Annotated in this window: 13 protein-coding genes; 7 read left to right on the plus strand and 6 right to left on the minus strand. The window is 72.2% G+C overall.

Going from position 1 to position 25627, the window contains the following annotated elements; genetic code table 11:
- The 4 genes from ACF08N_RS21510 to ACF08N_RS21525 all read left to right on the plus strand — a co-directional run bounded on the left by ACF08N_RS21510 (position 1) and on the right by ACF08N_RS21525 (position 9130).
- Positions 1–5220, plus strand: a complete 5220-nt coding sequence (locus ACF08N_RS21510; protein WP_392326238.1) for an amino acid adenylation domain-containing protein — start codon at positions 1–3, stop codon at positions 5218–5220.
- Positions 5210–6487, plus strand: coding sequence for a cytochrome P450 (locus tag ACF08N_RS21515; protein ID WP_392326239.1), 1278 nt, complete (start codon positions 5210–5212; stop codon positions 6485–6487). Before ACF08N_RS21510 ends, ACF08N_RS21515 begins: the two co-directional genes overlap by 11 nt.
- Positions 6488–6566: 79 nt before the next feature.
- The gene (locus tag ACF08N_RS21520) at positions 6567–7826 is read left to right on the plus strand and encodes an ATP-grasp domain-containing protein (protein ID WP_392326240.1); all 1260 of its coding nucleotides are present in this window, start codon (positions 6567–6569) and stop codon (positions 7824–7826) included.
- A 26-nt stretch (positions 7827–7852) separates the two neighbouring features.
- On the plus strand, positions 7853–9130 hold the full coding sequence (locus tag ACF08N_RS21525) for an MFS transporter (protein ID WP_392326241.1): 1278 nt from the start codon (positions 7853–7855) through the stop codon (positions 9128–9130).
- Positions 9131–9198: 68 nt separating this feature from the next.
- Here ACF08N_RS21525 and ACF08N_RS21530 read toward each other — a convergent pair whose 3' ends face one another.
- The 6 genes from ACF08N_RS21530 to ACF08N_RS21555 form a co-directional block, all read right to left on the minus strand.
- Positions 9199–10218: an aspartate-semialdehyde dehydrogenase gene (locus ACF08N_RS21530; RefSeq protein WP_392326242.1), complete on the minus strand. Its 1020-nt coding sequence runs from the start codon at positions 10216–10218 to the stop codon at positions 9199–9201.
- 97 nt (positions 10219–10315) lie between these two features.
- Positions 10316–11284: a DMT family transporter gene (locus ACF08N_RS21535; RefSeq protein WP_392326243.1), complete on the minus strand. Its 969-nt coding sequence runs from the start codon at positions 11282–11284 to the stop codon at positions 10316–10318.
- A gap of 44 nt (positions 11285–11328) precedes the next feature.
- A complete protein-coding gene (locus ACF08N_RS21540) occupies positions 11329–12798 on the minus strand; it encodes a pyridoxal phosphate-dependent decarboxylase family protein (RefSeq protein ID WP_392326244.1) in 1470 nt (489 codons plus the stop codon).
- Positions 12799–12831: 33 nt separating this feature from the next.
- Entirely contained in the window at positions 12832–14643 is a 1812-nt protein-coding gene (locus ACF08N_RS21545) for an NAD(P)/FAD-dependent oxidoreductase (protein WP_392326245.1), read from the minus strand.
- A gap of 49 nt (positions 14644–14692) precedes the next feature.
- Complete coding sequence (locus tag ACF08N_RS21550) at positions 14693–15367, minus strand: GNAT family N-acetyltransferase (RefSeq protein WP_392326246.1); 675 nt, start codon at positions 15365–15367, stop codon at positions 14693–14695.
- A complete protein-coding gene (locus tag ACF08N_RS21555; RefSeq protein WP_392326275.1) occupies positions 15367–16206 on the minus strand; it encodes a gamma-glutamyl-gamma-aminobutyrate hydrolase family protein in 840 nt (279 codons plus the stop codon). The genes ACF08N_RS21550 and ACF08N_RS21555 overlap by 1 nt, the downstream gene beginning before the upstream one ends.
- Positions 16207–16355: 149 nt before the next feature.
- On the opposite strand from ACF08N_RS21555, the gene ACF08N_RS21560 reads away from it, so the two are divergent.
- The 3 genes from ACF08N_RS21560 to ACF08N_RS21570 are packed head-to-tail and all read left to right on the plus strand — an operon-like array spanning position 16356 to position 25590.
- On the plus strand, positions 16356–19529 hold the full coding sequence (locus tag ACF08N_RS21560) for an amino acid adenylation domain-containing protein (protein ID WP_392326276.1): 3174 nt from the start codon (positions 16356–16358) through the stop codon (positions 19527–19529).
- A complete protein-coding gene (locus ACF08N_RS21565) occupies positions 19526–22132 on the plus strand; it encodes a beta-ketoacyl synthase N-terminal-like domain-containing protein (RefSeq protein ID WP_392326247.1) in 2607 nt (868 codons plus the stop codon). Before ACF08N_RS21560 ends, ACF08N_RS21565 begins: the two co-directional genes overlap by 4 nt.
- The gene (locus tag ACF08N_RS21570; RefSeq protein WP_392326248.1) at positions 22129–25590 is read left to right on the plus strand and encodes an amino acid adenylation domain-containing protein; all 3462 of its coding nucleotides are present in this window, start codon (positions 22129–22131) and stop codon (positions 25588–25590) included. Before ACF08N_RS21565 ends, ACF08N_RS21570 begins: the two co-directional genes overlap by 4 nt.
- Positions 25591–25627: the final 37 nt, after the last annotated feature.

Here is a 25627-nt window from a genome sequence, read left to right on the forward strand (position 1 = left end):
ATGAGTTCTCACCTGACCGTCGGGCAGCGGAAGATCGCTGCCGCACAGCGGCCCGCCTCGGCTGCGTTCTGGGCCGGCTTCCTGCAGGGCGCCCGCGCCACCGGGTTCCCCGCCGACCGCCCCGCCGCCGCCCGTACCGGACGCACCCGCCCGGCCGCGGTGCTCGACCTCGACACCGCGCTGGCCGAGCGGCTGGCAGCCGTCAGCCGCGACGACGACACCACCCTCCACACGCTGCTCACCGCGGCCGCTTTCGCCCTGCTGAACACGTACAGCGGCGTGAGCGACCTGGTCGTCGGGCAGCCTCCGACCGCGGCCGAGCCGCTGGCCGCTGTCCTTCCGACCCGTCTCGAACTGCGGGCGGACGACACCCTCAAGACCCTCCTGAGCCGGCTGCGCGAGGCCACCCTGGAGGTGCTCGCCCACCAGGACTACCCCGTCGAACTGACCGGCGCCGAGGTCGAGGTGGCCGTCGCGCTGGAGGGCCTGCACAGCGCCGAGGCGGTGGACGCGGTCGCCACCGACGTGCTGTTCCACGTCCGGCGCACCGGGACCGGGCTGGCCGTCGGCGTACGCGTCGAGGCGGAACGATTCTCCCCGGAGAGCGCCACCCGCCTCGCCACGCACTACGCGCGCCTGCTCGCAGCCGCCGTGGCGGCACCGGACGCCCCGCTCTCGGGCCTGGACCTCAGCGACGAGACGGACGCGGCCGTCGTCGCGGCGGCCAACGACACCGCCGTGCCGTTCCCCGACGACGTGACGCTCCCGGAGCTCTTCGCCCGCACGGTGGCGGCGACGCCCGACGCCGTCGCCGTCGTCTCCGGCGACGTCTCCCTCACCTTCGCCGAACTGGACCGCGCCACCACCCGGCTGGCCCGGACCCTGCGGGAGCAGGGGGTGGGCCGCGAGATCATCGTCGGTGTCCTGGCAGAGCGGTCGGTCGAGATGCTGGTCGGCATCCTCGCCGTCCTGAAGGCCGGCGGGGCCTACCTGCCGCTCGACGTCTCGCTGCCGACCGCCCGCATGTCCTACATGCTCGAGGACAGCAAGGCGGCGGTCGTCCTGGCCCAGCCCTCGCGCGCCGGGCAGTTGCCGCCGTCCGTCACCGTGCTGGAGCTGTCCCCGGACGCCGCCGGGGACACCGGCCCGTTCGAGCCCCTGGAACCGGGCTCCGCGACCGACGCCGCCTACGTCATCTACACGTCGGGTTCCACGGGCGCGCCCAAGGGCGTGGTGGTGGAGCACCGCAGCGTCGTCAACCGGCTCAACTGGATGCAGCGCGCCTACCCGATCGACGGCGCGGACACGATCCTGCAGAAGACGCCGGTCTCCTTCGACGTGTCGGTGTGGGAGCTGTTCTGGTGGCACATCGACGGTGCGCGCGTCGCCCTGCTGGAGCCGGGCGGCGAGCGTGAGCCGGAGGCCATCGTGGCCGCCGTCGAGCGCCACCGCGTCACCACCCTGCACTTCGTGCCCACCATGCTGGGCGCGTTCCTCGACTACGTGGCGGCCACCGGCGCCGCGGAGCGGCTCTCCTCGCTGCGTCAGGTCTTCGCCAGCGGCGAGGCGCTCGGTGTCCACCACGTCCGCCGCTTCGCCGACGTGCTGGGCCACGCCGAGCTGATCAACCTCTACGGGCCCACCGAGGCGACCGTGGACGTCAGCCACCACCGCACCGCCGCCGACGCCACCGTGGTGCCGATCGGCCTGCCCATCGACAACACCCGGCTCCACGTGCTCGACGAGCAGCGCCGCGAGCGGCCGGTGGGCCTGCCCGGCGAGCTGTACATCGCCGGTGACGGTCTCGCCCGCGGCTACCTCCACCGCGCGGAACTCACCGCGGAGCGGTTCGTGGCGGACCCCTTCGAGGGCGAGTCCCGCGCCTACCGCACCGGAGACCTGGTCCGGCGTCTGCCGGACGGCTCGCTGGAGTACCTGGGCCGCAACGACTCCCAGGTCAAGCTCCGCGGCTACCGCATCGAGCTCGGCGAGATCGAGCGGCAGCTCCTCGACCACCCGCGGGTCAACGACGCCGCGGTCGTGGTGCGCACCGGCGCGGACGGCCGGCAGCAGCTGCTCGGCTACGCCGTGGCCGCCGAAACGGCCGGGGAGCGGCCGACGGAGCGGCAACTGCGCGATCACCTCGCCGGGATGCTGCCCGAGTACATGGTGCCGGTCCGCGTCGTGGTGATGGACGCCTTCCCCCTCTCACCCAACGGAAAGCTCGACCGGGCCGCCCTGCCGGAGCCCGTCACCGAGGCCGCGGGCTATGTGGCGCCCCGCACCGAGAGCGAGAAGGCGCTGGCCGGCCTGATCTCCGAGGTGCTCGGCCGCGACCGGATCGGCGTGCACGACAGCTTCTTCGCGCTCGGCGGCACGTCGATCCACTTCGTCACCGTGCTCGCCAAGGCCCGCAAGCTGGGCCTGGCCTTCACCTTCCAGCAGCTCTTCGCCAACCCCACCGTCGCGGCCCTGGCGGCGCTGCTGGACGACGGCGGCACCGAGGAGGGGCTGCGTCACGAGTTCGCCCCGTTCGAGCTCATCAGCGAGGAGGACCGCAGCCGTCTGCCGGAGGACGTCGAGGACGCGTACCCGATGTCGATGCTGTCGGCGGGCACCATCTTCCAGAGCGAGATGACCCGGGGCAGCTCCCAGTACCACGACATCATCGGGTACCTCATCAACAGCAGCTTCGACGCCGAGGCCTTCACCGAGGCCGTACGCATCCTCGTCGACCAGAACCCCATCTTCCGCACCAGCTACCGGCTGACCGGCTTCAGCGACTACCTGCAGCTCGTCCACAAGTCCGTGGACCCGCCGCCGGTGTTCGTCGCCGACATCCGCCACCTCGACGAGGCGGCCCAGGAGAGCTGGTACGAGGAGTGGGAGCGACAGGAGAAGGCCCACGCCTTCGACTGGGAGTACCCCGGCCTCATCCGGCTCCACGTGCACATCCTGCGCGACGACCTTTACCGGTACAGCATCAGCCAGCACAACTCGGCGCTGGACGGCTGGAGCATCAACCTGGTGCACACCAAGCTGTTCGAGATCTACCACGCCCTGTGCACCGACGGCGTCTTCACCGGCGAGCCCGTCCCCAACCACCTGCGCAACTTCATCGGCCTGGAACAGCAGTCGATCAATTCGGAGACCGACCGGGCGTACTGGCTCGACCTCCTGGAGGACCGGCCGCAGACCGTCGTCCCCCGGCTGCGTCCGAGGGACGAGGAGGCCGCGTTCCACGTCGTTCTCCAGGACGTACCGCTCCCGCGCGGGCTGTCCGACCGGATCGTGGCACTGGCGGGGCGCCTCGGCGTGCCGGTGAAGTCCGCGCTGCTCGCCGCCCACATGAAGGTGCACGCCGTGGTGACCGGCGAGCGGGACGTGATGACGGGCTACGAGCACAGCGGCCGCCCGGAAGCCGCCGACGCCGAGAAGGCGTGCGGTCTCTTCCTCAACTCGGTGCCGCTGCGGGTGGAACTGGCCGACGGCAGCTGGGAAGGCCTGATCCGGCAGATCTACGACGCCGAGACCTCGTTCCTGCCCCACCGCCGCTACCCGATGGCCAAGATGAAGCAGGACCTGCAGACCCAGGCCCCGCTGTTCGAGACCGTCTTCAACTTCACGCACTTCTACTCCTTGAAGAAGCTGCGCGAGCTGCCCGAGTTCTCGCTGCTCGACGTGCGTGCCGTGGCCATCACGGAGTTCCCGCTCCGCTCGGAGTTCTCCCGGCACTTCTACACCGACGAGGTGCAGCTGAGCCTCCACTACCACGCGGACGCGTTCGACAACAGCCACATCGTCCGCATCGGCGGCTACTTCGTCGCCGCACTCGACCGGATGACAGCCGACCCGTCGGAACCCCACACGGCCCGGCCGCTGCTGGACGACGAAGAGCTGGCCGAGCTCGCGGAGTTCGGCTCCCGCCCGCAGCCTGCCGTCCCCGGCACGGAGGGCGCCGCCACCGTGGAGGTCCTCGACCCGGCGGGTCTGCCCGCGCCGATCGGCGCCCCGGGCGACGTCGTCCTGGTCCGCCCGGACGGCACCCGCTCCCCGGCCGGCCGGGGCCGCTGGCTGCCCACCGGCGTACTGGAGCCGGCCGGTGCCGGCGCCGACGCGCCGCAGGTGCCCGCGGCGGCCGGCGACGCCGAGGCGCCGGACGCCGCGGCGACCGACGGCGAGCTGTCCTCGGCCGCTCTGCGCGTGGCGGCCGTCTGGGGCGAGGTCCTCGGCATCGACCCGGCGTCGATCAAGCTCACCGACGACTTCTTCGAGCTCGGCGGCAACTCACTGGCGGCGATGCGCGCCGTCATGATGCTGAACGGCCTGGTGACGATCAAGGACGTGATGCGCAACTCCCGCCTGGGCGAGCAGGCCCGCCTCGCGGAGAAGCTCACGCAGGACGAGGGATCCGGCGTCCTGGTGCGACTCACACCCCCCGACGACCGGCCGACTGCGACCCTCGTCTGCTTCCCCTACGGTGCCGGTCACGCGGTGCACTTCCGCCCCGTCGCCGACGCGATGCGGCGCAAGGACCCCTCCTTCGCCGTGCTGGGCGTCGAACTGCCCGGCCACGACCCCAAGTCCGGTGCCGACGAGCTGATGCCGGTCACCGAAACCGCGGCCCTCGTGGTCGAGGAGCTGCTCCGCCAGGAGCGCGGCAGGATCGTCCTGTGGGGCCACTGCGTCGGCTCCGCGCTGGCCATCGAGGTGGCGCGACTGCTGCGGGCGCGGGACGTCGAGGTGGCGCACCTGTTCATCGGGGCCAAGCTGCTGTACGACGCCGACGCCCTGCACGAGTCCATCGACTACGTCTCCTCGATGACGTACGAGGACATCAGGCACTGGCTCACCGTGGAGACCGGCTTCACCGGCTTCGACGAGCTGGGAGCCTCCTACGCCGACCTGCTGGTGCGCACCTTCCGCCACGACTCGACCAGCGCCAACGCCTACTACCTGAACGCGGGCCGGGACGGCGGGACGGCGGCCGGGCCGGTGACCGTGCCGACGACGGCCGTGTACGCCGCCGACGATCCGGTCACCGACGGCTTCGTGGAGCGCTACCGGGACTGGGAGCCGCTCACCGGCGTCCCGAGGCTGCTGGAGATCCCCGGCGGCGGCCACTACTTCACGCGCACCCGGCCCGCCAAGGTCGTCGAGATCGTCCTCGAACTGCTGGAGTCCGCCACCGAGCCGGAGGACGAGACCGATGACCACTGACGCACCGGTCGGCACCGGCCTCAGCGACGCCGCGGAGGCCCCCGTGGACCTCGCCTCCGTCGACCTGTCCTCCCCGGCGCAGTTCGTCCCCGATCCGCCCTACCGGGCCTGGGCGGCGATGCGGGACCTGCCGGAGCTCTTCTGGCAGGACCGGCCCGACGCGCCCGGCTTCTACTCCGTGACCCGGCACGACCACACCCGGACCGTCCTGCGCGACGTCGCCACGTACAGCTCCGAGTGGGGCATGACGCTGGACAGCACGCTCGGTGTCCGCGACCCCGCGGCCGGGCTGATGATCGAGCTGACCGACAAGCCGCGCCACGCCCGTCTGCGCAAGCTGGTCACCGGGGCCATCACACCGCAGTTCGTCCACTCGCTCACCCCGGTCATCGAGGGGCACGCCCGGCGGCTGGCCGAAGCGGCCGTACGGGAGGGCACGGTGGACGCGGTCGCCGCGCTGACCGCCCCGATGCCGCGGCTGACCATCGGCTCCATCCTCGGCATCCCCGAGGAGGACCAGGAGAACGTCGCCTCCATGGCCAGCCGCGCCATCACCGGCACCGAGGCGGCCGGCGCGGCGGCGCCCACCCTGGCCGAGCGCCGCCGGTGCAGCGAGACCGGCAACAACGACCTGCTCATGTACTTCGTGGAGATCATCGAGGGCGAGCCGCACCGGCTCGATCCCAACGGCATGGTCCGCCGCCTGATGGACATCGAGCTGGAGGGTGCGCGCCTGACCTCAGACGAGGTGCTGCTCAACTGCCTGAACCTCGCCATCGGCGGCTACGAGACCACCAAGAACGCCGTGGCGGCGGGCCTGTTCCGGCTCGCCACCCGGCCGGGTGCCTGGCAGTGGCTGCGCGAGGACCACGAGCGCATCCCGGCGATGATCGAGGAGATGCTCCGCTTCGACACGCCCGCCATGCACCTCATCCGCACGGTCACCCGGCCGGCCGTGCTCGGCGGTACGGAGCTGAAGGAGGGGGACACGGTCTGCGTCTGGCTCTCGGCGGCCAACCGCGACCCGGAGGTGTTCGAGGCGCCGGACGAGTTCCGTATCGACCGGACGCCCAACAACCACCTGTCCTTCACCATCGGACCGCACTTCTGCCTGGGTGCCGTACTGGCCCGTCTGGAGATGCGCTCGCTCTTCACCGAGCTGCTCACGCGCGTGGAGTCGGTGGAGGCCCTGTCCGGTCTGATCCGCAGGCCGTCGAACTTCATCGCCGGAATCGACCGGTTCGACATCGCGCTGCGTCCGGCCTGAGCACCACGCCCCGGAGCGATCGCTCCGGGGCGTCGGGCCCGTCCCCCCCCGCCACCAACAGAGAGAAGAATCAATGGAAATGGAACTGCCCGCCGGCCGGGTGGTCATGGTCGGCTTCGGCAAGCTGCTGCTCCACCAGATGGACCGGTTCCTGCCGCAGGACAGCGTCGTGGTGGTGGAGGACCCGGACATCGTCCGCAAGCGCGCGGTCCACGATGCCGCGGCCGGTCTGCGCTGTGTCGGGTCCGTCGTCGCCGCCCCGTACCACCAGGACCTCGCGTTCGTGGCGGCCGTCGAGGAGCACCTGGCGGGCGAGCCCGTCGCGCTGGTCGTCGCCGGTCTGGAGTACGGCGTCCACGGCGCGGCCGTCCTGGCCGAGCGGTGGGGAAGGCCCGGTGCGGGCGCGGACGCCGCGGCCGCGCTGACGGACAAGCTCAGGCTGCGCGCCGCCGCGCGGGCGGCCGGGCTGCGCAATCCCGAGTGGACCGAGGTGCACGGGCCCAGGGACGTCGAGAAGTTCGCCGCCGGCGGGCCGGTCGTGCTCAAGCCCGCCAACCGGCACGCCTCCTTGGGGGTCCAGCTGCTGGAACCGGGCGACGACATCGACGCCGCGTGGGAGCTCACCGTCTCCGCCCGCGACGACCTGATGCTGCCCGACAGGGAACTCACCTGGCGCTACATGGCCGAACGGCGGCTGCACGGTCACGAGTACAGCGTCGAGGCCCTGGTGCGCGGCGGACGGATCGTGTTCCTGAACGTGACCGACAAGCTCACCGCCGGCGGCCGGTACCCGGTGGAGCTCGGCCACGTCGTGCCGGCCGCCCTGCCGGACGCGGTCCGGGAGGGCTTCGGCGAGGCGATGGCACGGCTGGTGGAGGCCACCGGGTACGACACCGGCATCCTGCACGCCGAGTGGATGCTCGGCGAGGACGGCCCGGTGCTCATCGAGTGCGCGGGACGGGTGCCCGGCGACTCGATCACCTTCCTCCTCGACGCGGCGTACGGCGGCAACGTGATCCGCACCCTGGTGGAGCTGCTGGCCGGCGGCGATCCGCGCCTGCCGGGCGACGCACCGATGGCCGCGGCGATCCGGTTCCTCACCGCGCCCGCGGGCACCGTCACCGAGGTGACGGGCGTCGATGAGGTGGCGCAGCGGCCCGGTGTGCTGCGTGCCTCCGTCACCGTGGCCCCGGGGGACCGCGTGGCCGAACTCCGCTCCTCGTGGGACCGGGTCGGCGAGGTCATGCTGCTCGCCGCCGATCCGGCGGCGGCCCGTGCCGCCGCCGAGGAAGCGGCCGCCGCCGTCCGGATCACTGCCGACCGCGAGGCCGCGCTGTGACGGCCGAGGGGACACAGGCGCGCGGGATGCGCCGCCTGCGGGAGTCACTGCTCGGCCCGGCGGCCGTGAAGGGCGGCGTCGCCTTCCTCGCGATCGGGCTGATCGACGCCGTGGGAACGGGCCTGTATCTGGCGGGCTCGGCGCTGTTCTTCACCACCGTCGTGGGACTGACCGCGGCCCAGGTGGGCATCGGCCTGTCGGTCGCCGGAGTCCTGGGGCTCGCCGCCCAGCCGGTGATCGGATGGCTGGCGGACCGCTGGACACCGCGCCGGCTTCTGGTGATCCTCAACCTCTACCGGGCCGTCGGCTTCACCGCGTACGTCTTCGCCGACGACTTCCTCGGCTTCCTGCTGATCGCTGCCTTCCTCGGCGTCGGCGAGCAGGCGGTCTTCCCGATCTACCAGGCCCTCGCCGAGCAGATGGCGGGTGCGGACGGGCGCGTCGCGATGATGGCGCGCATGCGCGTCGTCTTCAACGTGGGATTCACCCTCGGCGGCCTGCTCGCCAGTGTCGCCATCGCGGTGGGCACCCGCGCCGCGTTCAGCGTGATCGTGCTGGGCAACGCGGCGTCGTTCGTCGTCGCGGCACTGCTCCTGAGCAGGCTCCGGCTGCGCCACCCGGCAGCCCCCGCCGAGCAGAAGGCCAAGACCTCGCCGCTGCGGCTGGTCGCCCTGCGCGATCTGCGGTACGTCGCCGTGGCCGCGGTCAACGGCGTACTGGTCCTCCACATGGCGCTGCTCGGCATCGGCGTACCGCTGTGGGTGAGCGAGCACACCAGTGCGCCGAAGGCACTGGTCGGGCTGCTGCTGGTCGTCAACACCGTGCTCGCCGTCGTCTTCCAGGTGCGCGCCTCGGCCGGTACGGAGAACGTCACGGGCAGCGTCCGGGCGATGCGCAAGGCGGCGGTCGCCCTCGTGGGCGCCTGCGCGTTGTTCGCCGTGGCGGGCTTCGGGATGTCCGTCGTCCTCGTCGTCGCCTCGCTGGTCCTCGGGCTGGTGCTGCTGACCGCAGGTGAGCTGTACCAGTCCGCGGGTGGCTGGGGCCTGTCGTACGCGCTGGCACCGGACCTCTCGCGGGCCGAGTACCTGGCGACGTTCAATCTGGGAACGAGCGCCCAGTTCGTGCTCGGGCCCACCCTGGTCACGGTCGGTGTGATCGGCAACGGCACCGCGGGATGGGCGGTGCTCGGCGGCGTCTTCCTCGTCGCCGGCGCGGCGGTGGGCCCGCTGGCCAGGACGGCCGAGAAGCGGGCCGCGCTGCGCCCCGACGCGCAGGCGGCCCCGGTCGCGGCGAGCGGGGCCTGACCGCTCACGAGACGGCCAGGGGCGGAAGGCAAACCCCCGACCTTCCGCCCCTGGCGCACCCCGGCCTGTCACTCGGCGGCGACGAGCTCCGCCAGCTGGACCGCGTTGAGAGCGGCGCCCTTGCGCAGGTTGTCCGACGAGCAGAAGAACGCGATGCCGTGGTCGGCGGTCTCGTCACGGCGCAGCCTGCCGACGAAGGTCACGTCGTCGCCCGCGGCCTGCCGCGAGGTCGGCAGGTCGGTCAGCTCGACGCCGGGGGCGGCGGCGAGCAGCTCCCGTACCCGGCCGGGCTCCAGCGGCCGCCGGAACCGGGCGTTGACCTGAATCGAGTGTCCGGTGAAGACCGGCACCCGGACACATGTCCCGGAGACCTTCAGGTCCGGGATCCCCAGGATCTTGCGGCTCTCGTTGCGGAGCTTGTGTTCCTCCTCGGTCTCGCCGAGGCCGTCGTCGACCAGGGCACCGGCGAGCGGCAGGACGTTGAAGGCCATGGGACGCGGGAAGACGCCGGCGCCTGCGCGGGCGGTACCGCCCCCGGAACGGACCAGCGCGGGCACGTCGCCGAGGGCCTCGCGTGCCTGGTCCTCCAGCTCCGTGATGGCCGCGATCCCCGCACCGGACACGGCCTGATAGGTGGCGGCCACGAAGGAGACCAGCTCGGCCTCCTCGTGCAGCGGCCGCAGGACCGGCATGAGCGCCATGGTCGTGCAGTTGGGGTTGGCGATGATGCCCTTGGGCCGGTGGGCCAGTGCCCCCGGGTTGACCTCCGACACCACGAGCGGCACGTCCGGGTCGTGCCGCCAGGCGGAGGAGTTGTCGATGACCACGGCGCCCTGCGCGGCGACCTTCTCGGCGAGCGCCCGCGAGGTGGCACCTCCCGCGGAGAAGATCACTGTGTCGAGGCCCGTGAAGTCCGCGCTCCCCGCGTCCTCCACGACCACGTCACGGTCCTTCCAGCGCAGCGTACGGCCGGCCGAGCGGGCGGAGGCGAACAGCCTGATGTCATCGACGGCGACATCACGCTCGGCCAGGATGTCGAGCAGCACCGTGCCGACGTTGCCGGTGGCACCGACGATTCCCATTCTCATTGCGGTGATCTCCGATCCGGCGCGCCCGGCGCCGTGGCGTGCGGGCGCGCGCAGTGGTTGACGGCCCATCGGTGATGGGCGGGAAAGTGGTGCGGGCCTACTTCGCGGGGGCCGGCCGCGCCCTGTCGAAGACGACGACGCAGAGGAAGACGCCGCCGATCACCAGCAGTCCGCCCCAGAACTCCTGCGGAAGGGGCATGCGCCCCTCCCACAGCAGGTAGAACAGCGCCCCGAACACCGCTTCCATCCCGATGATCGGTCCCATGACCGTCGACGGCAGACGCTTCGACGCGATGTTCCAGAACCAGGTGGCGCACCAGGACCCCAGGACGGCCAGCGCCACGCACCAGGCCAGGAACGGCCACAGGGTGCCGGCATCGGCGAACGGGGACGTGCCCCCGGCGGACGTGGCCGCCGGAAGCAGGACCAGCGAGCCGCAGAACGCCCCGAACCCGATGCAGGCCGTCCATGTCGTGTTGTCGACGACAGAGCCGGCCCGCTTCATGACGATACGGTTGGCGATGACGAAGTAGGACCACACCAGGCTCGCTGCGAAGCCCAGCAGGGCCCCGGCGAGCCGGTCCCCTCCGCCGCCGTCCGAGGTGAAGGCGGCGACGCCGCCGTTCACCAGGAACAGTCCGACGGAGATGACCGCGATGGGCAGCAGGCTGCTGCGCCACCGGAGCACCTTCTCGATGACGTTGGACGCCAGCGCGACCATGACCGGGATGAGCCCCGTCATGGTCGAGGCGAGGACGCCGCCGCCTGCGGACGCCGACATCGACAGCAGCAGGTAGAAGCCGATGTACCCGACGACGCCCAGGTGCAGCGCCTTGAGGACGTTGCGCGTCCCCAGGGCACGCAGCCGGTCCGTACGGGAGGCCAGCACGGCGACGGACATCAGCCCGAAGACCGCGTACCGGCCGAGTACGAGGTAGTAGATGTTCACGGGGGCGACGGCTGCCGGGCCCAGAAACGTGAATCCCCACAGAGCCGTCGCCGCCAGCGCGGCCGACAGCCCGACGAGGACCGGTGCGGAACGCCGCAGCCGACCCGGTTGCTCCATGTGCCTCTCCCGTCCTCGGTGGTCCGTGCCGCGGATGTGGCCCGTCACCGTGACGACGCGATCAGGTCGTCGCCGATCGACAGGACCTGCTCGACGAGGAAGTCGAAGTCGAAAGCGGCCGTCCGGTGATTGTTGTTGGCCACGCGCAGGACGAACTTGCGGTCGATCACCGTATGGGACGGCATGGCCAGCCCCTCCATCTGGAGCCGGGACAGGATGTCCTGGTTGACACGGTCGAGTTCGCCGGGCGTGGCACCCGGCCAGACGTAGCGGAAGCACGCGATGTTGAGGTCGCTCCGGGAGACCAGCTCCAGCCGGTCGCAGCCGTCGACCAGGTGCGCCAGGTGCGCGATCTGGCCGATGTTGCCCGCGATCGAGTCGGCGAACGCCCCGATGCCGTGCGTCTTGAGGGCGAACCACACCTTGAGCGCCCGGAACCGCCGGGACTGCTCGACACCGCGGTCGGAGAACGCGAGGGAGTACGCGGCCGGACCCTGCGCCGTGCTGCTGATGTAGTCGGCGCTGGAACGGAACGCGTTCTCCAGCGCGCCGGATTGCCGGGCGAGCACACAGCTGACGTCGAAGGGCATGTACAGCCACTTGTGCAGGTCGAAGACGAGGGAGTCGGCCTCGCCGAGCCCGGCCAGGAGCGGCCGGTGGCTGGGGAGGAGCCGGGCGAAGGCGCCGAAGGCACCGTCGACGTGGAACCAGAGGTCCTCCTCCCGCGCCGTGCGGAGCAGCTCCTCCAGGGGATCGACGGCGCCGGTGTTGACCGTGCCGGCGTTCCCCACCAGACACAGCGGTGTGAGTCCGGCGTCGCGGTCCCGCCGGATGGCGGTCCGCAGGGCGTCGACGTCGATCCGGAACTCCCGGTCGACCGGGATCTGCCGGAAGAACCGCCCCCCGATCCCGAGCAGTTCCACCGCCTTCTCGACCGAGTGGTGTGTCTCCGTCGATCCGTAGACGGTGAACCGGGGCGTTCCGTCGCCGGCGCCCAGGCCGCGGATGTCCGCCGTCCCGCTCTTCGCCTCGCGCGCGGCGGCCAGGGCGATGATCTGCCCCATCGACGCGCCGCTCGTCAGGATTCCCGAACCGGTGGCGGGCCAGAGCATGGCCTCCTTCATCCACTCGATCACCTGCTGCTCGACCATCATGGCCGCGTTCTCGCCGGAGCCGAGGGTGCAGTTGACGACAGAGGCGAGGAGGTCGGCGTAGGCCGCGACGGGGACGCCGGAGCCGTTCGCCCACCCCCAGAAGCGCGGATGGATGTTGCCGCGCGGGTACGGCAGGACCGAGGCGCGGAACTCCTCGTACACCTCCTCCATCGGTGTGGCGGTCCGGGGGAGAGGGGTGCTCAGCGACTCCCGGACGGCATCGGGAACCGGTTGCCACACCGGCCTGTCACGGATGCCGGCCAGGTAGTCGGCCATGTCGTCGATGATGCGCTTGCCCAGAGCCCTGAACTCGTCCCAGTCCGCGGGCTCGAGGGGGGTGGTTGCTTCGTGCGGGGACACGGTGCGGTGCCTCCATGCTCGTGTCGGCGGCGGTCAGATGAGGGGAGCGGGAGTGTCCGCCGTGACGGGGGCGGCCTGCGCCTCGTCCGTCATGAAGGCGCTCAGGCGCTCGGGGTGGTACAGCGCGTGCATCGCGTGCGCCTGGCCGCCGAGAGAGGCGAGCACGGCTCGTGCGATCGCGGGGGACTGCGCGAAGCCGCCGGTGTTGTGGCCGCCGTTGATGACGAAGAGGCGGTCGTGCGCGGTCCGTTCGGCGTGGTAGAGACCGAGCGACGTCGCGGTCCACGGCCTGACGCAGTACCGGAAGTCGTCGGCGCCGCCGTGCCCCTGCGGGTCCGGCAGAACGGTCCGGCCGGGGAAGAGCCGCTCGACGGTGTCGAGGATGCCGCGTCTCATGGCGGCGAGCTGCTCCCCGTCGGCGTGGACACCGGCTCCCGTGTAGCCGTAGCCGGAACCGACGATCAGGCTCTGCCGGCCCGCGTCGTCCACGGCGACCGTCACATTGGCGTCCTCGGTCACATGCCCCCTGCGGCCGACCTTGAGCGAGTGGGGGAGCCGATCCGTCTCGTTGCCGACCCGCATCCAGCCGCCCAGCACACCGTGGATCCTGCCCGCGCACGGGGAGCCTTCGAGCAGCGCACTGCCGTCGACACCGGGGGACGCGACGACGTGGGCTGTGTCCGGGATCGGTGTGGCGCAGTCGAAACCGGTGACGGCTCCGGAACCGTCCCGCACGACCCCGAGCACCGGGGTGTCCCAGTGGAACACCACACCCCTGGCCTGAAGGAAGGAGACGATCCGGCGCGAGAACGCGTGGACCGCCAGCGTGAAGCCGGGCACCAGGAATCCGCCGGCCGGCGTCCCCGTCGCGAGGGGGCGGGCCAGCGCCGGGAACTCCTCGGCCAGCTCCGCCGGGGTCGGCTCGCGGGAGACCGCGCCGAGGGCGCGGTGCCGGGCCAGCGCGGCCCGGAGGTGATCGGGATCGCCGTACAGCCGCAGGATGCCCTCGGTGAGGACGACGTTCTCGAAGAGCCCGGGGTACTGCCGGCGCAGGGAGTTCCACTCGTCGAAGGCCTCGGCGGTGAACGCGAAGATGTCCTCGTTGTAGGTCCGGGCGAGCCAGGACGGGACCCGTTCGAAGTCCTCGATCCACGCGCACTCCTCCTCGGACAGCTGCCGGTCCCCGGTGGCGAGCCAGCCCATCTTCTCGACCGGAAGCCGGAAGTACTCCGGTGCGCTGCCGTGGAAGTCCCGGTTGTTGTAGCTGTCCATCTCGGTGAAGGTGAACATGCGCGCGTCGTCGCCGGCATGGGTGCAGCCGTACCTGCGCCAGTCGTCGCCGCCCGGCGCGGGGGACCGGTCGAGGACCGTCACCCGGAAGTCGGCCTCCGACAGGTACAGCGCCGTCACGAGGTTGACGATGCCGGCGCCGACCAGGACGACCTCGCGGCTGTCCGCCGCGGGCGGCGCGGGCCGTGGGGACACGGCCCGGTCCAGGGCGAACCGGCGCTCGCAGTGGCCCAGGGCTGCCGCGATCTCCTCGATGCCGCCGTCGGCCAGCCGGTGCTCGACGGGGCCGGGGTAGCCGGGGTCCGCCGACGGGCCGGGCACCCCGGTCACGTACGCGACGAAGAGCGGGCCGGACACGCTTTTCGGCCATCGTCGCAGCAGCGACTCAGGAGGCCGTCTCGACGCGATCAGACCCTGCGCGCGATGGGCGAGGAGGGCTTCCAGGACCTCTTCGGCCGGTGCGGTATTCAGCCAGGGTGCGTGGACCACGTTTCCGGAGCGCAGGAAGTCCGAACTCCCCAGATCGGGGTTCGGTATGGTGATCAGTATTTTCAACGCCGTGTGCTTTCTGTACGGACGGTCGGGAGGCTGCCGGAACTACCCGTCACACAAAGGGAAGTGCCTGGCGGCGCATCACCAGCTGTGCGCCCTCGCGCTCGTCCCGGATGACGCGGATTCCGGTCCATCCGTCGTGGAATGCGTCTTCCAGCGCGGTGATGTCGGACAGGTCGACGACCCGGTCCGTCCCGCCGGCGGGCGCCGTGGTCCATCCCGTAAGGGCGGGGCGGTAGAAAAGGAACCGGAGTTTTCCGCCGAATTTGCGGACGAGTTCGACGGGCCGGAATCCCGCCTCCAGCAGCGACCTGACGCCATGGGGATTCTTCGGTGAACTGGTCGCGAACAGGTGCCGGATGTCCGAGTCCGCCAGATCGGCCAGCGCTCTGGTGTTCATCAGCCGCGCCAGCCCGTGGCCCCGCCACTCGGGCAGGACGGCGATGGTGTCCCAGTGCCCGACACGGGTGTGCTCGGAGGGCGGGAGCGAGGTGTCCTTCGCGAGGTTGAAATCACGCTCGCGAGGAAAGTAGACCATCCGGTAGGCGACCGTACGGGAGCCGTGGGTCACGCCGTAGCAGTTCCCGCCGTCGGTGAGACAGTACGCGATGAATTCGGGCGTACTCGGCTGGAAGATGTCCTGGTCCGCGAGGGACGACCGGATGCGCTCCTGCAGATCCAGCACGAGGTCGAGGTCCCCCGGGCCGAGCGGGCGGATGTCGAACATCAGCGTCCTCCCGCCGCTGCCGACACGAACGCGGAGATCAGCGGGTCCGCGAGCCCTTCGGCGGGATCCACGGGCAGTTCCGGATGCCACAGGACACCCACCGCCCATGCGTCGCCCACGTGCTCGATCGCCTCGGCGAGCGTGTCGTCGGAACGGGCCGTCACCTGCCACCGGTAGGCGCCGCCCCCCTGATCGCCGAGGCCCTGATGGTGGTACGAGGTGACCTCGACGGAACGCTCCCCGTACGCGCGGGCGACCTTGCTGCCCTCGGCGAGGGTGACGCGGTGCCGGGAGGTCTCGGAGATCGACGTCCGGTGGGCGACGAGGCCCGCGTTCACGTCCGGAATATGGGATATGAGCGGGTTGCCCGTGGCGGTGTAGAGGATCTGGCAGCCGCGGCAGATGCCGAGGGTGGGCAGTCCCGCCGCGAGCGCCGCCTCGGCGAGCGTCAGCTCGAACGCATCGCGGGTGGGGTGGTACTGGTATCCGCTCTGCCGGGTGGTGCCCGTGCAGTGGGCGGGATCGATGTCCTCGCCTCCCGTGAGCAAGAGCCCTTCGAGAGACGACAGAAGAGGTGCGCAGAGCGACTCGTCGACGCAGGGAATGACGACCGGTATACCGCCTGCACGGATGACGTGATCGACGTAACCCCGATGCAGACTGTGGCTTTGAATTGCTGTGCGGAATCGCGCGGTGATTCCGATCCGCGGTTTCATGGCTGGTCCTTGTCGGATGCCCGGTATGGCAAGTGCCGGGCACGCTAACCGAGGCGCTCGAAGTGGCGCAAGATCGTCATCGGTGACGGGTGCTGTCCCGCCGGCGGGACACTTTGACGCCATGTCAGGTGCGTTCGTGCCGGTGGGCGCCCTTTCGGTCGGCGGGCAGATTTCTGTTGACAGCCGCAAGGGTCGTGCACAAGACCGATTCGGTGTCGGGCGGCCGTTTGCCGTCGACAGACCGAGGCGGACACAAAGACAGGGGGATGCGAATGCCGGTGCCCGAGCACGGCCGTGTCGCGCCGACGACGCAACAACAGCGAGCGGTATGGGCGGCGCAGAAAATCAACCCCGCCGGCGACGCTTACCACGTTCCTGTGGCCTATCGGCTTTCGGGGAATACCGACGTCGCCGCTCTGCGTTCGTCGCTTCGGCTTCTGCTGCACCGTCATCCCGTTCTCCGGACCTCCTTCGACGACGAGGACGGCGCGCTCGTCCAGCGGGTTCACGACGTTCCCGAGGACGTGCTCGCCGTGCACGACGTGAGCGACGGGGACTGGGCGGAGCACGTGGAACGGGCCGCCCGCGCGCCGTTCGCGACCGACTCCGGACTCCGGGTGCAGGCCCACCTCTTCCGCCGCGGACCGCAGGACTCGGTGCTCCTGCTCAGCCTCGATCACACCGCTGTGGACGCCCCGTCGATCTCCCTGCTCCTGGCCGACCTGTCGGAGTTCTACGCCGCCGCCCGGGACGGTGGCGCGGCGCTCACGCCGGGTCCCGTGGAATCCGGGTACTTCGACTACGCCCGTCGGCAGGGTGAGTTCGTGTCGTCGCCCGAGGGCGGCGAACACGCCGACTTCTGGGCCGGATACGTGCGCGGTCTCGACGGCATGCCCGGCGGATGGACGGCAGCCACCCCCTCCGGTGCTCCCGGCAGGACCGCGTCGGTTCCGGTGGAGGTGCCGGACAGCTTCGCGGGCGGCTGCGACAGCCTGGGCGTCACACCGTTCTGCGCCCTGCTGGCCGCCTGGTCCCTCACGCTCCAGCACTACTTCCGGTCGGACGACCTCCTGATCGGCTATCCGGCCGTCGACTGGCGCAGAAGCCGGTACCCGCGCGTGGTGGGCCTCTACTCGGAGATGCTGCCCTTCCGCCCGCCGCACAGAACGGGCCTCAGCGCCGGCGACTACGCCGGACAGGTCCAGGACGCGGTCCTGGACTGCCTCGCCCGTCAAGGCGCTTCCCTCTCCTCCATGTGGGCCGGCCTGCGGGCCTCTCAGCCGCCGGGCGCGGCGGCCGGTTTCCCGGCACTCGTGTCGTTCAACGACACGCCGGACGAGGGCCTTCGCCTGCCGGGCGTCGTGGCCGAACGGATCCCGCTGCTGCCCAGGGACGGCAAGGCCGGGCTGCTGCTGTCCGTCAACGCGCGCGGCGGCGGTTTCACCGGCCGGCTGGACTTCGTCGCCGCACAGCACCCGCCGTACGTCGCCGAGCGCCTCGCCCGCGCCTTCGAGCGGGTACTCGGCCAGCTGCTGTCCGAGCCCGCGCGTGCGGTCCTGGAGCTGGAACTGGCCTGCCCGAGCGACCGGGACAAGGCGCTGGCGGGGGCGGTCGCGGACACCGGCGCGCACCCCGCACCGCTGGTCACGGAGGCGTTCCTCGCCCGGGCCGCGGCCCGGCCCCATGCCGTCGCCCTCGTCGAGGACGGACGGGAGACCACCTACGGCGAGCTGGAGGAGACGAGCCGCCGGCTCGCCGCGCGGATCGGTGCCCTGGGCCTTCCGGCGCGGAGCACCGTGGCGCTGTGCCTGCCGCGCTCCGCCTCCTTCGTGACGGCCGCGCTCGCGGTGCTCCGCAGCGGCATGGCGTATCTGCCGATCGACATGGAGCAGCCCGCGCGCCGCCGTTCCTTCGTGATGTCGGACGCGGGCGCGGCGGCGGCACTCGTCGTGGACGACGAGGCGCGCGCCCAACTGCCCGCGGACCTGCCGGTCGTCGACGTCCGTACGGCAGACGACCCGGACGGTACGGCCGGCGACCGGGACGCGGCACCGCGGTTCGCGGAGTCCGTGCCCGACGGCGACGCACCGGCGTACCTCATCACCACGTCCGGCAGCACCGGTCTGCCCAAGGCCGTCGTCGTCCCGCACCGCGCCATCGCCAACAACCTGGCGTGGAAGAGACGGCAGTTCGCGTTCGGGCCGGAGGACCGCTTCTACTTCAAGACCCCGCCGGTCTTCGACGCCTCCCTGTGGGAGTACCTCGCGCCCCTCACCTGCGGCGCCTCGGTCGTCGTCGCGCACCGCACCGCGCACCGGGACCCGTCACGTCTGCTGCACGACATGCGCCACCACTCGGTGACCGTGGCGCAGTTCGTACCGACCCTGCTCAAGGCGCTTCTGGCCGAGGGCACTCTCGGTGAATGCACGGCACTGCGCTGGATCTTCGCGGGCGGGGAACAGCTCGACCGGGCCGTGGTGGAGGCCCTCGGCCGGGTGAGCACGGCCCGGGTGGTCAATCTCTACGGCCCCACCGAGGCCACCATCGACGCCACCTTCCACATCTGCGCGCCCGACGACGCGTCAGGTCCCGCGATGCCGATCGGCCGCCCCGTCGACGGCGCACGGGCCCATGTCCTCGGCGCCGGCGGCCAGATACTGCCGCCCGGGTTCGTCGGCGAACTCCACCTGGGCGGAATCGTCCTCGCGGACGGCTACGTCAACCGCGACCAGCTCACCGCGGAGCGGTTCGTCCCCAGCCCGATCCGCGAGGACCGGCCCACCGAGGGCGAGCCGCCGCGGCTGTACCGCACCGGTGACCTCGCCCGCCTCCGCGAGGACGGCCTGCTGGAATTCCTGGGACGCGAGGACGGCCAGGTCAAGGTCCGCGGACTGCGGGTCGACCTCGACGGCATCCGGAGCCTGCTGCTGGAGCACCCGCGGGTGTCCGACGCCGCGGTGACGGTGCACCCCGAACAGCGCGACACCCTCGTGGGATATGTCGTGGCCCCGTCGAGCACGGGAACCGGGGACATCCGCGCGCATCTCACCGAACGGCTGCCCGCCGAACAGCTTCCGGCGCATCTGGTGCGCCTCGACAGGCTGCCGGTCACCGCCACGGGCAAGGCCGACATCCGTGCCCTGCCCGTGCCGCAGGCGGGACAGCAGGCCGCGGCGGACGCGCGGCCGCGCACGGCGCTGGAGCACCTGCTCACCCGGCTGTGGGCCGAGGCCCTCGGCGTACCGGAAGGACGCGTGCCGAGATCGGTGAGCCTGTTCGAGCTGGGCGGCAGCTCGCTGACGCTGATCCGCCTGCACAGCAGCATCAGGAGAGAGGTGTCGGCGGACGTCCCGATCACCGACCTCTTCAAGTACCCGACCGTATCGACCCTGGCCGGTGCGCTGAGCCGCAGCGGCCGGACACAGCACGAAGGGGGACGCACGTGAGCGCGCAGCGCGACCGGCGGTCCGTCGCGGTGATCGGCATGGCCTGCCGTTTCCCGGGAGCCCGCGACATCGACGCGTACTGGAGGAACCTGCTCGACGGCGCCTCCTTCCTGGCCCCGCTCGACGAGGACGACCTCCGGGCCCGGGGCGTCCCGGACGACGTGCGCACGCGCGAGGGCTACGTGCCCGTCTCCGGCGAACTCGACGGCGTGGACGAGTTCGACGCCTCCTGGTTCGGCATAGCGCCGGCCGAGGCCGCCGCCATGGACCCGCAGCACCGGCTCTTCCTCCAGGAGGCGGTCCACGCCCTGGAGCACGCCGGCTGGGCGGGCGGCGCGGCCGGGAGCCGGGTCGGCGTGTTCTGCGGGAGCGGCGAGAACCGCTACGCCCGTCTCCTGCCGGAGCCGGGCAGCGGCGCCGGGAGCCACCGCAGCATGTCGGACGCCCCGGCCATGCTGCCGCTGCGCGTCTCGTACCACCTCGACCTGCGCGGTCCCAGCGTCTTCGTGAGCAGCCTCTGCTCCACCTCCCTCACCGCGGTCCACCTGGCCCGGCAGTCCCTGCTGGCCGGCGACTGCGACATCGCCCTGGCCGGTGCCGTGTCGGTGCAGCTTCCCCAGGACCACGGGTACGTCGCCCAGGACGGCGGCGTCATGTCGCCCGACGGCGGACTGCGGCCCTTCGACGCGTCGGCGCGGGGCACGGTCCCCGGCAGCGGCGTGGGCGTCGTCGTGCTGCGGCGGCTCGACGAGGCCCTCGGCGACGGCGACCACATCCACGCGGTGCTGCACGGCACCGCGCTCAACAACGACGGCGCGGACCGGCAGAGCTTCGCGGCGCCCAGCGTCGGCGGACAGCGCGAGGTCGTCATGGCCGCGCTCGCCGAGGCCGGGGTCGACCCCGGCACGATCGGCCTCGTGGAGGCGCACGGCACCGGTACCCCGCTGGGTGACCCCGTCGAACTGGCCGCCCTGCGCGAGGCACGCGAACGGCTCGGCGTGACCACTCCCTGCGCGATCGGCACGGTCAAGTCCTCGATCGGCCACCTGGACAGCGCGGCCGGGATGGCCGGGCTGATCAAGGCGGTGCTCGCCGTCCGTGAGGGCGTCGTACCGGCCACGGTCGGGCACCGCGAGCTCAACCCGGCCGCCGACCTGACCGGCAGCGGCCTGTACGTCGCCACGGAGCGGCGGCCCTGGCCCGACGACGCGCACCCGCGGCGTGCCGCGGTGTCCGCGCTCGGCGTGGGCGGCACCAACGCCCATGTGGTCGTGGGCCAGTTCCGCCCCGGCCCCGAGCAGAGCGGAGGCGCGGAGGCCGACCTGCCGGGCCCGGAAGTCTTTCCCCTCTCGGCCCGCACTTCCGCCGCCTTCCACCGGCTGCGCGAGCGGCTCGCCGAGGCGCTCGGCGAGCGGCACGAGGTGTCGGGCGCGGACGTGGCCCGCACACTCCAGGACGGCCGTCGGCCCCGCGAGCTGAGGCGCGCCTGGGTCGCCGCCTCGCCGGACGAGCTCGGCACCGCGCTGAAGGAGGACGCCGATCCCACCCCCACGGGCCCCGTGGAACTGGTCGTCGACCTCGCGAAGCCCGTCGACCCCGCACCGTCCGTCACGGAGCGGCTCCCCCTGCTCGGCAAGGCCCTCGGTCATCCGGAGGGGGCGGAGCGCGCGTTCCTGCTCGGGCATGCGGCCCTCGAGTCACTGGCCGCGCTGGGCGTGGCACCCGATGTCCTCCACGCCGCCGGCGCGGGGGAGTACCTGGCGGCGGCGTTCGCCGGAGCGCTGGACCACGACGTGGCCCTGCGGTGCGCGGTCCGTCACGAGCGCATCCGCGAACTCGTCACGAGCAGCGGTGACCTGAGCGCTTGCGAGGCGGAACTCGCCGCCATCGAGCGCGAACTCGACACCAGCCCGCCCGCTCCCGCGGCTGTCGCCCTGCGGTCGGCGGCCCTGGGCATCACGGTCCCCGCCGGATCGGCACTCTCCGCCTCGCACTTCCTGGAGGTGTCGCAGGCGGCCGCGATGGGCGACGACGTCACCGCCGGCGGGCCCGGCCTGCCGGACGTGCTCGACGCCCTCTCCTCCTGGCGGAGCTGGCTGACCCTGGCCGCGTACTGCTGGGAGCGCGGAGCCGACGTCGAATGGGCCGCGCTGCGGGGCCCCGCGGGGCGCAGGGTGCCCCTGCCGCTCTACCCGTTCGAACCCGTACGCCACTGGGCGGCGGCCGAGCCGGCGTGGCCCGCACCGCACGCCGCGCTTGCGGACGAGGCACCCCGCACGGGCACGGGCACAGCCGTCGACGTGGACGCGGACACGGACGTCCTGGCCGAGGTCGTCGCCATCTGGGAAGCGGTGCTCGGTGTGGCGGACGTCGACCGGGAGGCCAGCTTCTTCGTTCTCGGCGGGCACTCCCTGGTGGCCGCGCAGATCGTCGCGCGCCTGCGGGAACGGTTCGGGGTCCGTGTCCCCGTCGGCGACCTCCTCGACGCCGAGACGCCCGCCGGCATGGCCGAACTCGTCGCGGAACGCGTGGCCTCGGCGCGTCTGTACGAGGAACTGACCACCACCGGGGACGACGACACCACGGGGACGTTCGAGCTGTGACCACCACCACCTTCGGACTCCTCCAGCGGCTGGCCGACTCGGGGATCCGGCTCGCCCTGCGGGACGGCCGGCTGTCGGTCACCGGTCCGCGGCACGCCCTCACCGACGAGCTCCGCCGCACACTCGGCGAGCACCGCGACGACATCGTGCGCTTCCTGAGGGAGCAGGACGGCGAGGCCGACGGCTCCCTGGAGGTCCGCCGCGCCGACCGCTCCGGCCGCATCCCCGCCTCTCGCGCCCAGCAGCAGCTCTGGCTGAGCGAACAGCTCGCGAACGGCCTGCCCGTCTACAACATGTACTTCGCGGTGGAGCTGCGCGGCGACCTCGACGTCCCCGCACTGCGCGGCGCCGCCGGTGATCTGATGGCGCGCCACGAGATCCTGCGCACCGCCCTCACCGAGGACCACGCCGGGCTCGTCCAGACGATCGCGGCACGGTGCGAGGTGCCCTTCCGGGAGCACGAGGCGGAGCCCGACGGTGTCGCGGACCTGGTGCGCTCGATTGTGTCGACGCGGTTCGACCTGTCCCGGGCCCCGCTGACCCGGTTCGACCTGATCCGCGTCGGCCCGCGACGCTGGACCTTCGTCGTCACGCAGCACCATGTGGTCTCCGACGGCTGGTCGACCGGCATCCTCAAGCAGGAACTCTCCGAGCTGTACCGCGCCAGGACCGAGAACCGCCCGCCCCGCCTCGCCGAACCAACCCTCCACTACGCCGACTTCGCGTGCTGGGAGGAGCAGTGGCTGGCCGGCGAGGCCGCCGAGCGGCAGCGCGCGTACTGGCGCGGCGCGCTCGCCGACCTCCCCCCGGCCCTCGACCTCGCCCAGCGGACGGCCCGCGAGGCGGCGCCGAGCCACCGGGGAGCGGGGCTGGAATTCCGCTACGACGCGGACCTGCTCGACAAGGTGCGCGCCCTGTGCGCCGAGACCGGATCGACCCTCTACGGGGTCCTGGTCTCCGCGTACGCCCTGCTGCTGGCGCGGACGGCGCGGGAGAAGGACGTCCTGGTGGGCAGCCCGCTGGCGCATCGCCCACACCCCGACCTGGAGCGCTCCCTCGGGCTCTTCTTCCATTCGATCGCCCTGCGCACGCGCGTCGACGAGCAGCAGACCGTACGGGAATTCCTCGCCGCGAACCGGCGCACGGCGCACGACGCCTTCGCCCACCGCGACCTGCCCTTCGACCAGGTGGTGCAGGCGGCGGCGCCCCGGCGCAGCGGCGCCCACGCACCGGTGTTCCAGACCGTCTTCCTGTTCCAGACCTTCCCGGACACCGAGCTGGAGCTGCCGGGAGTCGACGTGTCGACGGTTCCCGTACCGACGTACTCCGCCCAGTACGACCTCATGTTCCGGCTCCGGGAGACCGACGGTGAGCTGCACGGCCTGCTGACCTACAGCGAGCACGGGTTCGACGAGGACGACGCCCGCCGGCTGGTCACCGCCTACCGCAGCCTCGTGGAGAGCATGTGCGAGGCGCCGGACCGCCCGCTGGCCCGGCTCCGGCTCATCGACGCCGACAGCAGCCGACAGATCGAGGAGTGGAACTCAGCGACGGCCCGTCAGGTCCCGGCACGCCCGGTGCACGAGGACATCCTCGCCCGCATGGCGCAGGATCCCGGGCGCCCGGCGCTCACCTTCCGCGGCAGGCAGGTGACGCGCGGGGAGGTGGCACGCGGCGCCGCCGCCGTCGCCGGCGGGCTGCGTGCGGCCGGTCTGCGCACCGGTCAGCGCGTCGGAGTGCTCATGCCCCGGTCGCCCGAGCTGGTGGTCGTCCTGCTCGGCATCATGGCGGCGGGACTGGTCTACGTGCCGCTCGACGGCGCCGCCCCGCAGAGCCGCCTGGAGACCATGACCGGTACGGCGGAGTGCGCGGCGCTCGTCCTCGACGACGCCTACGAGGACCGGTGCCCCGGCTTCACGGGACAGCGGCTGCGGGCGAGCGGACTGCTCGGCGCACCCGACCGCGCCCCGGCCGGGGACACGGCCGAGTCCGCGTACGTCATCTTCACCTCCGGCTCGACCGGAGTGCCGAAGGGCGTCGAGGTCACCCACGCCAACCTGGCCAACCTCTTCGTCGCCCTGGACGAGACCGCACGGCCCGACGACGGCACGGTATGGCTCTCGGTGACCGCCGCCACCTTCGACATCGCCGTCGTCGAGCTGCTGTGGACCCTGGCCCGGGGCATACCCGTGGTCCTGGCGGAGAACATGGAGACCCTGCGGCACGGCGCGGCGGACCCGGACGCGCCCGAACCGGTCACCATCCCCCAGCTCCTCCTCGACGCAGGCGCCACCGCGATGCAGGCCACCCCCACACTGCTGCGCAGCGTCCTGAGCCTGCCCCGCGCCGAGGAGGCCCTGAGCAGGCTGCGTCTGCTGATGGTGGGCGGGGAGGCCCTCGACCTCACCCTGGCGCGCAGGCTCAAGGGACTGGGCGTCCCCCGCGTCCTCAACATGTACGGCCCCACGGAGACCACCGTGTGGTCCACCGCGTGGGAGGTCCCCGAGGACCCCGACCGGGTACTCGTCGGCCGCCCGCTCGCCAACACCTCGGTGCACGTCGTCGACGAACAGCTCGCCCCTCTCCCCGTCGGTATGCGGGGCGAACTCCTCATCGCGGGCGCCGGAGTGGCCCGCGGTTACGTGGGCAGACCGGACCTCACCGCTGAGCGCTTCCCCGAACTCCCGGAGCTGCACGCGCACGGCCCCGTCTACCGGACCGGTGACATGGCGCGCCTTCTGGCCGACGGCACGCTGGAGCTCTCCGGCCGCCTCGACAACCAGATCAAGCTCCGCGGGCACCGGATCGAGCTGGAGGACGTCGAGCAGGCCGTCAACGCCGTCCCCGGCGTGGCCCAGTGCGTCGTCGTCCTGCAGGACGACGACGGCCACCAGGTACTGGTGGCCCACTACGTGCCCCGCCCCGGGGCGACGCCCGACGACGAAACGCTGCGCACCGCGCTCGCGGGCCGGCTGCCCGCGGTCATGGTGCCCTCCGTCTTCGTGGCGACCGCGAGCCTGCCCACGACCAGCAGCGGCAAGGCGGACCGCAAGGCGCTGCCCGCGGTGGCGGCCGGCCGGCCCGCCGCCGCCTCGGCCCGGCCCGCACACGCCCTCGAGGGGCGGCTGCTGGAGGTGTGGCGCCGGGTCCTCGGCAACGACGGCGTGGGTGTCACGGACGACTTCTTCGAGGCCGGCGGTACGTCCGTCCTCGTCGCCCGGCTGCTGTCGGAGGTGCGCGAGCACGTCCACCCCACGGCGCGGATCGTCGACTTCTTCAGCTTCCCCAGCGTCCGCGCCTACGCCGCCCACATCGGCGGCCCGGCCGAGGCCGGGCGCACCGCACCGGACGCTCCCGCCCCCACCGCCGGCGCCGCCGGCCGGCGGGCGCGGATGCAGCAGGTCGCGCAGCGCCGCAGAGCGCACGCGAACGGCGGACGCGGAGGCGGCGCGGCCTGACCCGCCCCCCGGCACCACCACCGCCCCGTGCCACCAC

The organism is Streptomyces sp. NPDC015127 (assembly GCF_043080095.1).
GTDB lineage: Bacteria > Actinomycetota > Actinomycetes > Streptomycetales > Streptomycetaceae > Streptomyces.